General features: G+C 61.9%; 13 protein-coding genes and 1 other RNA gene. 6 read left to right on the top strand and 8 right to left on the bottom strand.

What is annotated here, in order from left to right; translation table 11 throughout:
• Positions 1 to 36: 36 nt before the first annotated feature.
• From FHX14_RS14780 to tkt, 4 genes are all read right to left on the bottom strand, one after another.
• On the bottom strand, positions 37 to 213 hold the full coding sequence (locus FHX14_RS14780; protein ID WP_184377634.1) for a hypothetical protein: 177 nt from the start codon (positions 211 to 213) through the stop codon (positions 37 to 39).
• 161 nt (positions 214 to 374) lie between these two features.
• The gene (locus FHX14_RS14775; protein ID WP_003590293.1) at positions 375 to 689 is read right to left on the bottom strand and encodes a hypothetical protein; all 315 of its coding nucleotides are present in this window, start codon (positions 687 to 689) and stop codon (positions 375 to 377) included.
• A 242-nt stretch (positions 690 to 931) separates the two neighbouring features.
• Positions 932 to 1942, bottom strand: coding sequence for a type I glyceraldehyde-3-phosphate dehydrogenase (gene gap / locus FHX14_RS14770; protein ID WP_003590295.1), 1011 nt, complete (start codon positions 1940 to 1942; stop codon positions 932 to 934).
• A gap of 81 nt (positions 1943 to 2023) precedes the next feature.
• A complete protein-coding gene (tkt, locus tag FHX14_RS14765) occupies positions 2024 to 3997 on the bottom strand; it encodes a transketolase (RefSeq protein ID WP_184377633.1) in 1974 nt (657 codons plus the stop codon).
• Positions 3998 to 4331: 334 nt separating this feature from the next.
• Here tkt and FHX14_RS14760 point away from each other — a divergent pair, with 334 nt between their 5' ends.
• From FHX14_RS14760 to ssrS, 3 genes are all read left to right on the top strand, one after another.
• The gene (locus FHX14_RS14760) at positions 4332 to 4607 is read left to right on the top strand and encodes a DUF4164 domain-containing protein (protein WP_037094330.1); all 276 of its coding nucleotides are present in this window, start codon (positions 4332 to 4334) and stop codon (positions 4605 to 4607) included.
• Between the two features lie 128 nt (positions 4608 to 4735).
• Positions 4736 to 5113 carry a cell division protein ZapA gene (locus FHX14_RS14755; protein ID WP_003590299.1) on the top strand — a complete coding sequence of 126 codons (378 nt, stop codon included), beginning with the start codon at positions 4736 to 4738 and terminating at the stop codon, positions 5111 to 5113.
• Positions 5114 to 5183: 70 nt separating this feature from the next.
• Positions 5184 to 5342: non-coding RNA, 6S RNA (gene ssrS, locus FHX14_RS14750), on the top strand.
• Positions 5343 to 5471: 129 nt separating this feature from the next.
• On the opposite strand, the gene FHX14_RS14745 is transcribed toward ssrS, so the two are convergent.
• The 3 genes from FHX14_RS14745 to FHX14_RS14735 form a co-directional block, all read right to left on the bottom strand.
• On the bottom strand, positions 5472 to 6959 hold the full coding sequence (locus FHX14_RS14745; RefSeq protein ID WP_184377632.1) for an esterase-like activity of phytase family protein: 1488 nt from the start codon (positions 6957 to 6959) through the stop codon (positions 5472 to 5474).
• Between the two features lie 135 nt (positions 6960 to 7094).
• Positions 7095 to 8126: an NAD(P)-dependent oxidoreductase gene (locus FHX14_RS14740; RefSeq protein ID WP_184377631.1), complete on the bottom strand. Its 1032-nt coding sequence runs from the start codon at positions 8124 to 8126 to the stop codon at positions 7095 to 7097.
• Positions 8127 to 8231: 105 nt separating this feature from the next.
• Positions 8232 to 8564, bottom strand: coding sequence for a metalloregulator ArsR/SmtB family transcription factor (locus FHX14_RS14735; protein WP_003590304.1), 333 nt, complete (start codon positions 8562 to 8564; stop codon positions 8232 to 8234).
• Positions 8565 to 8634: 70 nt separating this feature from the next.
• On the opposite strand from FHX14_RS14735, the gene FHX14_RS14730 reads away from it, so the two are divergent.
• The 3 genes from FHX14_RS14730 (at position 8635) to FHX14_RS14720 (ending at position 12569) form a co-directional block, all read left to right on the top strand.
• Complete coding sequence (locus FHX14_RS14730; protein WP_003590306.1) at positions 8635 to 9117, top strand: SRPBCC domain-containing protein; 483 nt, start codon at positions 8635 to 8637, stop codon at positions 9115 to 9117.
• A gap of 137 nt (positions 9118 to 9254) precedes the next feature.
• On the top strand, positions 9255 to 10286 hold the full coding sequence (gene gnd, locus FHX14_RS14725; protein WP_003590307.1) for a phosphogluconate dehydrogenase (NAD(+)-dependent, decarboxylating): 1032 nt from the start codon (positions 9255 to 9257) through the stop codon (positions 10284 to 10286).
• 168 nt (positions 10287 to 10454) lie between these two features.
• On the top strand, positions 10455 to 12569 hold the full coding sequence (locus FHX14_RS14720) for a mechanosensitive ion channel family protein (protein WP_184377630.1): 2115 nt from the start codon (positions 10455 to 10457) through the stop codon (positions 12567 to 12569).
• Between the two features lie 6 nt (positions 12570 to 12575).
• Here the strand turns inward: FHX14_RS14720 and FHX14_RS14715 are convergent, their stop codons facing one another.
• Complete coding sequence (locus tag FHX14_RS14715) at positions 12576 to 12953, bottom strand: DoxX family protein (RefSeq protein ID WP_184377629.1); 378 nt, start codon at positions 12951 to 12953, stop codon at positions 12576 to 12578.
• Positions 12954 to 13171 lie beyond the last annotated feature (218 nt).

The following is a 13171-nucleotide window of genomic DNA, read 5'->3' as shown; positions in this document are numbered from 1 at the left end:
ACGGATTTTTCCTGCCGGTCGACCGCTGCTCTGCTGTCACAACACTGCCGGAAGGATGATGATGGCGAGAAACGTCAGGCCGATCAACGCGGCAACCCAGAGGACCAGACGGTTAGCCTTTGCCAGCACGGCAGGTCTGACGTCCCGCTTGGGGTGAAACCGCTGCCGCCGCTTGAGGGTGGTGGGGGACGAGCGTTTTTGTGCCTCTGCCATTTATCGCCTCCACTTGGATCATCTCAGCCATTGTGCAGCGCTGTGCATATTCTCAATCTATCACGCTTGGTCGGCGGATTGCCAATCCGTCATCCAGCGATGGCTGCGGGCGGCAACGCCACACCGAAGCCATCACTTCGGTGTGGCGGTCGAAGCCGGTATCAGTCGTCGGTATCCTCGCCCTCGTCGGTCAGATCCGCGACCGGCACGAGGAAAACGACGAACTCGTCCTCGATGGTTCTTTCGGGGTCGTCGTCGAATTCATAGGCATGCTCGACTTCGCTTGCCTCTTCGGCGGTCGCCTTGCGCAGGCTGAGCGCGGCCTTGCGGTCCCACAGGGGCTTGCCCTCGGACTCCAGGATGGTCAGGTCGTCGCGAAAGTCTTCCGCCTCGAAGAAATGCGTCGCATCCTCGCTGTTTTCGGAGCGAAAGCTGGCAACGGCGCGGCCGGCGATTTCTACGGTAAAATAATCCATCCATCTCTCTCATATTGGCGACAGCGCTGCCGCACGGTATTGGCGTTCCGCGCCTGACCGGTGGCCGATGCGGCGCGAGGAACTGGGCATTGTGGAATGTCCAGGTGAACTATCCTAACAGATCTCATCCCGGCCATGGACGAAAAGATACCAGTCCGGGGGAAGACTGGTTTCGTTTGCGGCATGCAACAAAAAACGGCCCGGTTTCCCGGGCCGCCTGTATGTCGATGCTTTAACAGCGCTCAGATGAGCTTGGCGAAAGCGACGGCCGTGTCGGACATGCGGCTGGAGAAGCCCCACTCGTTATCGTACCAGGACAGGACGCGGACGAAGTTACCTTCCATGACCTTAGTCTGATCGCTTGCGAAGATCGAGGAGTGGCTGTCGTGGTTGAAGTCACGCGAGACGAGCGGCTCGTCGGTGTAGCCGAGGATGCCCTTCAGCTTGCCGTTTGCAGCAGCCTGGATGGCTTCGTTGATTTCGCCGACGCTGGTCGCCTTCTTGGCGACGAACTTGAAGTCGACGACCGAAACGTTCGGGGTCGGAACGCGGATCGACGTGCCGTCGAGCTTGCCCTTCAGATGCGGCAGAACAAGGCCGACGGCCTTGGCAGCGCCGGTCGAGGTCGGGATCATCGAGAGGGCGGCGGCGCGGGCGCGATACAGGTCCTTGTGCATCGTGTCGAGCGTCGGCTGGTCGCCGGTGTAGGAGTGGATGGTCGTCATGAAGCCGTGGTCGATGCCGACGGCGTCGTCGAGAACCTTCACGACCGGCACCAGGCAGTTGGTGGTGCAGGAGGCGTTGGAGATGACCATGTGCTCCTTGGTGAGCTGGTCATGGTTGACGCCGAAAACGACGGTCAGGTCGGCACCGTCTGCAGGCGCCGAAACGATGACGCGCTTGGCGCCGGCCGTCAGGTGAGCGGCGGCCTTGTCGCGCGCCGTGAAGATGCCGGTGCATTCCATCGCGATGTCGACGCCGAGTTCGCGGTGCGGAAGCGTTGCCGGATCCTTGATCGCGGTGACCTTGATCGGCTTGCCGTTGCCGACGATGATCGTGTCACCCTCGACCTTTACGGTTGCAGGGAAACGGCCGTGGATCGAGTCGTAGCGCAGCAGATGGGCGTTGGTCTCGACCGGACCGAGATCGTTGATGGCGACGACTTCAATGTCGGTGCGGCCGGATTCAACGATAGCGCGGAGAACGTTGCGGCCGATGCGGCCGAAACCGTTGATGGCAACCTTGACTGTCATGTTCATTCACTCCCGATAGAATAGAGCCCGATAGAAAGGGCCTGGAATTGAGGAGATGGAGAGCGCCTCAAGGCGCCCTCATTAAAGCTTTGCTTCCGCGGCCGCAACGACGGCGTCGGTAGTGATGCCGAAATGCTTGTAGACGTCCTTCACCGGGCCGGAAGCGCCGAAGCCCTTCATGCCGACGAAAGTGCCTTCCGGTCCGATGAAAGCATCCCAGCCTTCCCGGACGGCGGCTTCGACGGCGATCTTGACCGGCGAGTTGCCAAGGATTTCCTTGCGGTAGGCGTCCGGCTGCTCGAAGAACAGTTCCGTGCAGGGAACCGATACGACGCGCACCGTGACACCCTTGGCTTCAAGGGCTGCGCGGGCGGCAACGGCGATTTCGACTTCCGAGCCGGAGGCGAAGATCGTCACCTTGGCGTCGGCATTGCCGGCCAGCGTATAAGCGCCCTGTTCGCAGAGGTTCTTTTCGCTGTATTCGGTGCGGGACGCGGTGAGGTTCTGGCGTGTCAGCGCGAGGCCCGAAGGACGATTGTGGGTCTTGATGGCGATCTGCCAGCATTCCGCCGTTTCCGTGGCGTCGGCCGGACGGAAGACCATCAGGTTCGGGATGGCGCGCAGGCCGGCGAGCTGTTCGACCGGCTGGTGCGTCGGGCCGTCTTCGCCGACGCCGATCGAGTCATGCGTCAGGACGTGAATGACGCGGATGCCCATCAGCGCAGCGAGGCGGATCGGCGGGCGGCAATAATCCGAGAAGATCAGGAAGCCGCCGCTATAGGGAATGAGGCCGCCATGTAGCGCAATGCCGTTCATGGCAGAAGCCATGCCGTGCTCGCGGATGCCCCAATGCATGTAGCGGCCGGCGAAATCCGTCGGCGTGATCGAATGCATCTGGCTGGTCTTGGTGTTGTTCGACGGCGTCAGGTCGGCGGAACCGCCAAGCGTTTCCGGCAGGAAGCCGTTGATGACCTCGAGTGCGTCTTCCGAAGCCTTGCGGGTGGCAACCGTCGGCTTGGTCTCGGCGAGCTTCTTCTTGTAAGCGCTGATCGCGGCATCGAAGCCTTCCGGCAGCTCGCCTGCCATACGGCGGGTGAATTCGGCCTTGGCCGGAGCGTTGGCCAGACCCTGTTCCCAGGCGTTGACGAGATCGACGGAGCGGGCGCCGGCTGCACGCCAGCTGTCCAGGACGTCCGACGGGATGACGAAGGGTTCGGATTCCCAGTTCAACGCCTTGCGGGTGGCGGCGATTTCTTCGGCGCCGAGCGGGTTGCCGTGGACCTTATGGGTGCCCTGCTTGTTGGGGGCGCCGAAGCCGATGATCGTCTTGCAGGCAATGAAGGTCGGCCGGTCGGACTTGTGGGCGGCCTCGATCGCGGCGGCGATGGCAGCCTGGTCGTGACCGTCGATCTCGATCGTGTTCCAGTGAACGGCCTTGAACCGGGCGATCTGATCGGTGGAGTCCGAGAGAGATACGGCGCCGTCGATAGTGATCGAGTTGTTATCCCAGAACAGAACGAGCTTGTTGAGCTTCAGGTGGCCGGCGAGCGCGATGGCTTCGTGGCTGATACCCTCCATCAGGCAGCCGTCGCCGCAGATCGCATAGGTATAGTGATCCTGAAGATCGGCGCCGAACTCTTCGCGCAGCTTGCGTTCGGCAATCGCCATGCCGACGGAATTGGCAATGCCCTGGCCGAGCGGGCCGGTGGTCGTTTCGATGCCGGTGGCGTGACCATATTCCGGATGGCCGGCGGTCTTCGAGCCGAGCTGGCGGAACTGCTTCAGATCTTCGACCGTCATGTCGGGATAGCCGGTCAGATACAGCAGCGAATAAAGCAGCATCGAGCCGTGGCCGGCCGAGAGCACGAAGCGATCGCGGTTCGGCCAATGCGGCTTCTTCGGATCGAACTTCAGATATTTGGTGAACAGGACCGTTGCTACATCGGCCATGCCCATCGGCATGCCCGGGTGGCCGGAGTTCGCCTTTTCGACGGCGTCCATGGCGAGGAAACGGATCGCATTCGCCATCCGGTCATGTTGTTCGGGAGAGGTCATGGCTTTTCCGCAAGTTCCGGGTGTCGGGGGATGGCCTCGAGCCTCCAAGACCATCGAGTGAAAGCGGCAGACACATAGCAGTTGGCGCTGGCAAGTCAATAAATGGGACGCCAAATCCGGGCGTGTCGCCGCGATTTTTGACATTTGATCGTGCGATTGTACAAAAGACAAATCTTGTGTGGCGAGGATCTCCAAAACGCTCATCCACAAGATAGGCCGGTGGGCAAGTGACAGGATTTATTGACGGGCCGTCGGCGAGCTGCATATCCTTTTTGAAATCGCAGGACCGGCGCGGCGTGCCGATTCGCGGATCCTGCGCGGGAATCGGGAAAGCATGATGCCCACAGGCAAAACCATGGAAGCAGCGCTCAACGAATTGAGACAGGCGATTTCAAGCCTCGAAAACGCCGTCGACATGCGCGTCGAGCGCGAGCGCGAGCAGGGCGAGATCGAGGGTGAAGTGCGGCGCGTGCACGCCGATCGCTCCCGGTTGGCGCAGGAGCTCGATCAGGCCGAATTCCGCGCCAACCGGCTTGAGGAAGTCAACCGCGAGGTATCGCGACGGCTGGTGACGGCCATGGAAACGATCCGCGCGGTTCTGGATCGCTAGAACAGGATGATTGCAGGCCAGGCTGGCCCAAAATCTGAATCCTGTTCTACATTAAAGAGTTAGAGCATGATGTCGTCCGAAAGCCGCTCACACTTTTCGGCATCATGCTCTTTTAGAAAGAGTTTAGCATGGCGCAAGTGACGGTAACGATCGACGGCAAAGCCTATCGCATGGCCTGCGAGGAAGGGCAGGAAGATCACCTGACCGATCTCGCCACCCGTTTCGACCGCTATGTCGGCCATCTCAAGGGGCAGTTCGGGGAAATCGGCGACCTCAGGATTACGGTCATGGCCGGTATCATGATCATGGACGAGATTGCCGAGCTGACGCGCCGCGTCACCGGGCTGGAATCCGAACTCGAATCCTTGCGCGGCAACCGCGACACGGTGCTTGCCGCTACCGCCCGCACCGAGGAGAATCTGGCGGCGGCGCTCAGCGAGGTTTCATCCCGCATTCGCGGCATCACCGACAAGCTGAACGGCCGGCCAGCCCCCGAACTCAATTGATCTTCAATTAAATAAGGACGACTTGCCGCCGCCACTGGCGCGTCGGCGCAAACGACCTTATATATCGCGATGCGGTCTGCGCCTCTCGACAGGAACCACAATCCCTGGGGCCATACTCGATCCAAAGGGAGCTGTCCCTGGCCAGGCCCGTGGGCCTGGACACACGGCGCCCACCTACGTTTGTAGGCACCCAGGATCGTAAACATCCATCGGTTGCCGTGGATCGCACCTTCCCTTCCATCTTCAGCGAAGACGCCGGACCGAGCGGGCGAAGGCGGCTACAGCGCCGCGCGTCTTTTTAGACGCGCAAAGGACGCTGTAGCACTTTGGATGGCTGTCCGCCCTTCGTCGAGTGCGGCTACTTCCTCAAGCCGGGGAGGGTGACCTGGAAGACCTGGAACATGGTGTCGACGTCGGCGCCGCCGTCTGCTTTGTAAGCTGCGCCTACCTGGAAACCATCCTGCGTCAGGAAGTCGTTGTCATTGGCGACAAACAGGAAATAGTCGTCCGGCAGGTTCGGATCGAGAACGCTCGCAAGCACCATGGCTTCCCATTTTTCCGACAGATTGTTTTTGTCGTTCGGTGCGCCATTGTGCAGCCCGAAGCGGGCAAGCTCGGCATTGTCGTTGATGTCGATGAACGGCGTCAGCGTCGCCGGCGTCAGCGAAGGATCGACGACGCCCTTCGGCGCGATCGGCTTGCCGGCATCGAAATCGCTGTCGGCAATATCGGTCGCAGTAGAGAGATCGACGATGTTGATCTTGCGGTAGAGCGAGGTGTCGCCTTTCAGGCCCTGGCCGTTGCCGCTGTCGCGGGCAAGCATCAGGAAGCTCTTGTCGGAAAGCGCGACGATTTCGCTCTCTGCCGCGATCACCGTCTTGTCCTTGGCATCTTTGAAGACCGGCAGCGGCACGACATATTCGTGCACCAGCTTCAGGTGATCGGGATCGGCGGCGTCATAGATCATGGCGCGGGTGTTCTGGCGGGTCGAGCCGGAATCGCCGCCATCCTGGCGAGCCGCCGACTGCAGTACTGCTATGATGAACCTGCCGTCCGGCGTCATCGCCATGCCTTCAAGGCCTTGGTTGTTCTGACGCCCGGTTTCCGGGTCCTTCGGATCCGGAGCGGATGCGCCGGGGCCGGGATTGTTGGAGGCGAAGCTCAGCGCGCCCTTGCGCATCGGCAACAGCGCCTTCGGCGGCTGGGTGGCCGAGAGCAGGTGACCGTCGGCTGCGAAGCGATAGATATAGGGGCCGTATTCGTCGCTGACGAACATGCTACCGTCGGCCATGCGGATGATGGCTTCATTGTCGAGGGCGATCTTGCCGTTCACCGCCTGCGGCAGCGGCGGAAAGTCGCCGGCAGCGGCGCGGACGCCGGATTCCGGGTCGAGGCCGGTCATGTCGCCGCCCTTGTCATCGACAAACAGGGTGGAACCGACAAGTTTCGCATCGACCCCGGATTGCTCCTTGCCGGCCTCGGGTGCCGCACCCGGAGCGGTCGGCGTCAGGCCGATCGCAATGGTGTTCAGGCGCGGCCGATAGTCGACGGTGCCGACGGCGTTATAGCCGCGGTCGGGCAACAGGTAGAGCGTGCCCTTGTAGCCGGCGCCATCGCGGCTCCAGGCGGCGGAATCGATCGCCATGCCGGAGCCGGAGCCGAAGGTTTCGCCGAATTTGTCGCGCTGGTTGGCCGGGATGCGGCCGACGCCGACCAGGCCCTTGTTGACGAAGGTAAGGCTGCCGACGGCGGCGGAATTCTCCGCGCTTGCTGCGGCCGGAATGGCGGCGGATGCCGCGAGAATCGCAGCAAACAGCCGCGATGCGTATGATCTGACGTTGTTCATGAAATACCCTCTCGGTCAAAGCGTTCCTGCAGCGGTTTCCGCCCGCAGGCTGGACACCACTTCAAATGACACCCTCGGCCTTGGGATCGATCTGCAGACAGAACACGTCCTGGATCTCGTCCCCCATATCCCCGGCTAACGGTCTAGGATGGGATCGTGATATCTGGATGACGCTCCTAAAGCGCCGCGCGTCTGAAAAGACGCTTCGGTGAAGACCTCGTCGTGGTAGCCCTTGGAGCCGACATCGAGCGCCAGCGGGCTGCGCCATTCCCTGTTGTCGCTGAGGCAATCGAGCACGAAACGGAAATCATGGCGCGGTTGCCAGCCGAGTTCCCGCCTTGCGCGGGCGTTGACATAGACGCGGTCGAGGCTCGGGAACATCTTCCAGCCGCGCTCGGCATAGAGGGCACCCGCACCTGGAAACAACCGCTCGACGGCGGCAGGAGCGTCGCGCCTGATCTCGGCGAGATCGTTCGGCGAAAATGGTGTCGTGGCCGAGATGATGTAGCGGCCGAAGCCGATTGCCGGCGCCTTATCGAGCGCCAGCAGATGGGCGCCGACCACATCGGCGATGTCAACGCGGCGGTGAAGAAGCTCGTTGGCTTGTGCATTCGCTGCCGAATAGCCGCCGCGAATATCAGGATCGTCGTCGCGTTCGGGGAAGAAACGCGAGGTTCTGAGAATGACGACCGGCAGGCCGGATTTGCGGGCGAAGAGTTCGCACAGGCCTTCGGCGGCGAGTTTCGTCACGCCGTAGATGTTTTTGGCAACCGGCAGCACCTCTTCGGTGATCCACGCGGCCGGATGGCCGTTGGCCGGCGTCAATGCCGCACCGAAGGTGCTGGTGGTGCTGGTGAAGACGAAGCTTGCAACGCGGGCAGTGGCCGCCTCTTCGAGCAGGTTCAGCGTGCCGCCGACGTTGGTGTCAAGGAAATCGCGATTGCCATGGGTCGCCACATGCGGCTTGTGCAGGGTCGCGGCATGGACAACGTGGCGGATGTCCGACATCGCCTGTCTGACGAAGGTGCGATCGCCGATCGAGCCGATCATGTCGGTGAAAGCCGACGGCTTGACATCGATGCCGCGCGCCGGCCGGTCTTGCCCTCTCAGGCTACGCATCAGCGCCTCGCCGAGATGGCCGGCGCTTCCCGTCACCAGTATCGTCATCGCACCGCCTCGTGAGTGTCTCGGCGCCGGAGGCTATAAAGGCCGGGATTGCCAGGCAACGCATAAATTATGCATGGGTGTGCAGGAAAGCTGGAGGCCCAATCATTATTCCGGCTGGCCTTCGAGGTCGCTTTTCAACCGGTCGAGGATCGATAGAGCGTGCCCTGCATAGGCGCTGATCCAGCGGTCATGGATATGCTTGATCGGCAGGCTGTTCAGGTGGTTCCAGCGTTCGCGGCCCTCCTTCCTGGCGATCACCAGGTCGGCTTCCTCCAGCACCTTCAGATGCTGCATCACCGTGCAGCGATCCATCTGCGGAAACATCTCGCAAAGCGCCCCTGTGGTGCGGGGGGCGTCCTTGAGCAGGTCGAGGATTTCGCGGCGGCGATGATGCGCCAGCGCCTTGAAAACGGGGTCGTCGGTCGATTCGCTTGACATGTTATATTTTTATAACATAATGGCGCCGAGTACAATGGAAACAGACACAATGGAGAAGAGGAGAAGGACCATGTCTCTCGGAATCCGCGTTTCCGGCCGTATCGGCCGTCCGGTCGCAGAGGTATTCGACGCCGTCGTCAACCCGAAGAAGCTCAGCAGCTATTTCACCACGATCGGCGGGGCGAGCGCGCCGCTGGTCAAGGGCACCACGGTGACCTGGTGGAAGGACGCCCAGGTGGAGGTGGTCGAACTCGTGCCGGAAAGTCGCCTCGTGCTCAGCTGGGATGGCGGCACCGGCGACGACAAGAAGACCTATAAAACGTCGGTGGAGATGAACTTCAAGCCGCTGGAGGATGGCGGCACGCTGGTGACCATCGCCGAGACCGGCTGGCGTGAGGACGATGCCGGTCGGCGCGGTACCTATCTCAACTGTGAAGGCTGGACGCAGATGCTGTGCTGCATGAAGGCTTTCGTCGAATACGGCATCAATCTGCGCGAGGGCATGTTCCTCAGCGAAATGAAGGGAGAGCCGGCCAGCGCGCCGGATGCCTGACCGGTAAGGCGGCCTCAAGCAGATCGGCGGCGCAATCGTCGCATTCCCCAAGAGCGGCGAGACTTCGCTTGCCTGTCACACTGCGGGTGCTAGTTTCCGGATTCGACACTTCATCTCGATTTCCAGGAGATTTCATTATGCAGCTTGGCATGGTTGGTTTGGGCCGCATGGGCAATTACATGGTCCAGCGCCTGATGCGGGGTGGTCACGAATGCGTCGTTTACGACGCCAGGCCGGAAAGCGTTGCCGAACTCGCAGGCCTCGGTGCGATCGGCAGTGCTTCGCTCGAAGAGTTCGTCTCGAAGCTCTCGCATCCGCGGGCGATCTGGCTGATGTTGCCGGCGGCGATCGTCGACAAGGTGCTGGCGAACCTGGTGCCGCTGCTTGAGAATGGCGACATCGTCATCGACGGCGGTAATTCCTATTACCACGACGATATCCGCCGCGGCGCCGACCTCATCACCAAGGGCATCCACTATGTCGATGTCGGCACAAGCGGCGGCGTGTTCGGCCTGGAGCGCGGTTATTGCCTGATGATCGGCGGCGAGAAGGGCACCGTTCAACACCTTTCGCCGATTTTCGCCACACTGGCGCCCGGCGCCGGCGCAACGGAAGCCTCGCCGAACCGCACCGCCGAAGCGGCTGCGGCGAGCACCGCCGAACAGGGCTACCTGCATTGCGGCCCGCATGGCGCCGGCCATTTCGTCAAGATGGTGCATAACGGCATCGAATACGGTCTCATGGCCGCCTATGCCGAGGGCATCAACATCCTGAAACACGCCAATATCGGCGCTGCCTCGCATGAGGCCGACGCGGAAACCGCGCCGCTTGCCCATCCTGAACATTTTCAATACGACTTCAATCTGCAGGACGTCGCCGAAGTCTGGCGCCGCGGCAGCGTCATCACTTCCTGGCTGCTCGATCTGACGGCCGATGCGCTGCATGCCGATCCGGCGCTGGCGAAATATGCCGGCCGCGTCTCCGACAGCGGCGAAGGCCGCTGGACGATCATGGCGGCAATCGACGAAAGCGTGCCGACGCCGGTGTTGAGTGCTGCGCTCTACGGCCGTTTCTCTTCGCGCGACAACGACGAATTCGCCAACAAGGTTCTGTCGGCGATGCGCGCGGGCTTCGGCGGCCACGTGGAAAAACCGGCTCCGAAATCCTGAAGGCCAAGGCGTTCGGCGCCTTCTGGACAAGGAGGCGCCTCAACCTCCCTAGCCATCGGTATGGGGTTCCTACCGCTTGCTGGCGGCAGCGGTCGCGAGTATCCATTGCCCAGAGGGAAATGTCGGGGTGCTTCGTCCAAGCGGCCGACACTCCATTGGAGGGCGGTGATGGAGCGTGACGCGGCAGGGGTCTTGAAGGCCGCCATATCGGGAATATTGGCACTCATCGTGCTTCTTGGGGGGATCTCGCCAAGCTTTGCCCAGACATCGCCGGCGCAAGCGCCGGCCGCGGCGGCTCCGCCGGCGCAGGTGCGTGAGATGATGCAGCTCATGCAGACGCCCGAAGTTAAGCAGTGGATGTCGACCCAGATGGCGACGGCACCTGCGGGCGGTTCCGCGGCTGCGGATCAGATGTCGGTGCTGTCTGGCCTGCTGCAGCATGCCCGCCGGCACGTCGCGATGGTCTCGGATGCGGCGATGACGCTGCCCTTTCAGATCGGCAATGCGTCCTCGCTGTTCCTAGGTGAAATCGCCGCGAACGGCTGGCCGCGCATGGTGGCGCAGTTCCTGGCCATCTTCCTGCTCGGCGCGATGGTCGAGAGTCTTGCCCGTTATGCCTTCCGCCGCCGCCGTCGTCGACTGGCCGCGATGGCCGGCATGCATCTGGCGCCGCGGGTCATACCGGCGCTGATCTTCGCGGCGGCAACGGTGCTTGCGCTTCTGAGCCTCGGCTGGCCGCCGCTCAGCCAGAGTATCGCGATTGTCTGCGTTGTCGCGCTCATCGTTCAACGCTTCACCATCTGCCTCGGCGGCGTGCTGGTCGATCTCATCGGGCTGGCGCGGGCCGAGGAAGAACGGCAGGGCATTACCGCTCCCACCATGCCGGGCCGTGTCGTTGCGCTCTTCTGGTACCGCCGCTGCGCGACCTTCGTCATCTATTTCATGCTTGGCTGGGCGGCGATCCAGTCGATGGAGCCGCTTGGCTATTCCCCGAGTGCGCGGCTCCTCGTCGGCTACATCCTCGGTATCGGCCTGCTGCTGATTGCGATCGAATCGGTCTGGTCGCGGCCGCACAAGGACGAGAAGCGCGGTCACGGGATCTCCTGGGCGCTCACCGTTTATTTCCTGTTGCTCTGGAGCCTTTGGGTCGCAGGCTTCAATTGGCTGCTCTGGCTCGGCATCTATATGCTGCTGCTGCCGCGCGTGCTTGCCGTTTCGACGATTGCGGTGAAATCGCTGCAGCAGACCGAAGCGAGCTTCCTGGCGACGCGCCGCATTGCGACGGTGCTTCTCGACCGGGGTGTGCGGGCGCTGATCATTGCCGTTGCCGCCATCTGGCTCGGGCAGATGCTCGGCGTCGGAGCCGATACGATGGCCGCCGGCGAGACGATGTTGGACAAGATCGCCCGCGGCGTCATCGGCGGCATCGTCATCCTGCTGGCGGCCGATCTGCTTTGGCATGTCATCAAAGCCTATATCGACGGCAAGCTGCTTGATTCTTCCGTGGATGGAGGAGCAACGGATGAGGAGAAGGCCAGGCGCGCACGGATACAGACGCTGTTACCGATCTTCCGCAATATCCTGGCCGTCGTCATTGCTGTCATCGCCGCATTGATGGTGCTCTCCGGCCTCGGCATCGAGATCGGGCCGCTGATCGCCGGCGCTGGCGTCGTCGGCGTCGCGGTCGGTTTCGGCGCGCAGACGATCGTGAAGGACGTCATCAGCGGCATGTTCTATCTCTGGGACGATGCTTTCCGTATCGGCGAATATATCGAAAGCGGCAGCCACAAGGGCGTGGTCGAGGCTTTCAGCCTGCGCTCGGTGAAGCTCAGGCATCATCGCGGACCGCTGACGACGGTGCCGTTCGGCGAACTCGGCGCGGTGAAGAACCTCAACCGCGACTGGACGATCGACAAGATCAGCCTCAACGTCAAATACGACACCGATCTCGTCAAGGCGAAGAAGGTGATCAAGCAGATCGGCCAGACGCTGCTCGAAAATCCGGAATTCGGTCCTCATATCATCGAGACGCTGAAGATGAAGGGTGTCGAACAGTTCGGCGAATTCGCGATCGAAATCCGGCTGTCGATGATGACGAAGCCCGGCGAGCAATTCGTCATCCGCCGCAATGCGCTGGCGATGATCCGCAACGCCTTCAAGGAAAACGGCATCGAATTCGCCGTGCCGACAGTGCAGGTGGCGGGTGATCGCGATGCGGAGGTGGATGCTGCCGTGGCGCGCTACGCCGCCCATGCGCGGGCAAATGGCGAACCGGCGGCATAAGCCGCGTCACATCGGGCCGGCCGCTGTAATCAGCAGGCCGCCGATGATCGCCATGTTGGTTTTCCAGGTATTGATCGCGCTTTCGCGGGCCGTTCCCTGCATATCCCAGAAATTCAGCAGCATGACGGTGGCGGCAAGGGTGAAGAGGATGAGACCGAATGCCGCTGCCGTCACGAAGAGCCCCAGTATCAGCAGCGTTCCGGCCAGGATCTGGAACATGCTGCCGGAGAGCAGCACCCATTTCGCAAAAGGGATGCCGCGGGCTTCGATCGCATCGGTCAGCGGCACGATGACGAAAAAATGATGAATGCCGCCAGCGACATAGAGGCTGCCCAGCAAGAGACGGCCGAGGACGATCATCATCAGGGCCGGACCATCCTGCATATCGAACCGTTCTCCTCCGTCTCACATCGCCGCCGCGGATAAAGCTCGTCCGAAGCTTACGAAAATGCAATGCGCCGTTACGCTCGCCTGCGCAAATTCGCCCCAATTGAGAGTGATGGAGGCCAAAGCGGCGGGCTGGGGTTGCGGCGGCATGTCTTCATAGAGCTTGTATGCCTCTCATGTTACGTCTTTCAAAAATGATTCCCGCCGAGCTGGCA

It is taken from the genome of Rhizobium sp. BK619 (genome assembly GCF_014195245.1).
In the GTDB taxonomy this organism is placed as follows: Bacteria; Pseudomonadota; Alphaproteobacteria; order Rhizobiales; family Rhizobiaceae; genus Rhizobium; species Rhizobium acidisoli.
This window is presented reverse-complemented; position numbering and strand designations above follow the sequence as displayed.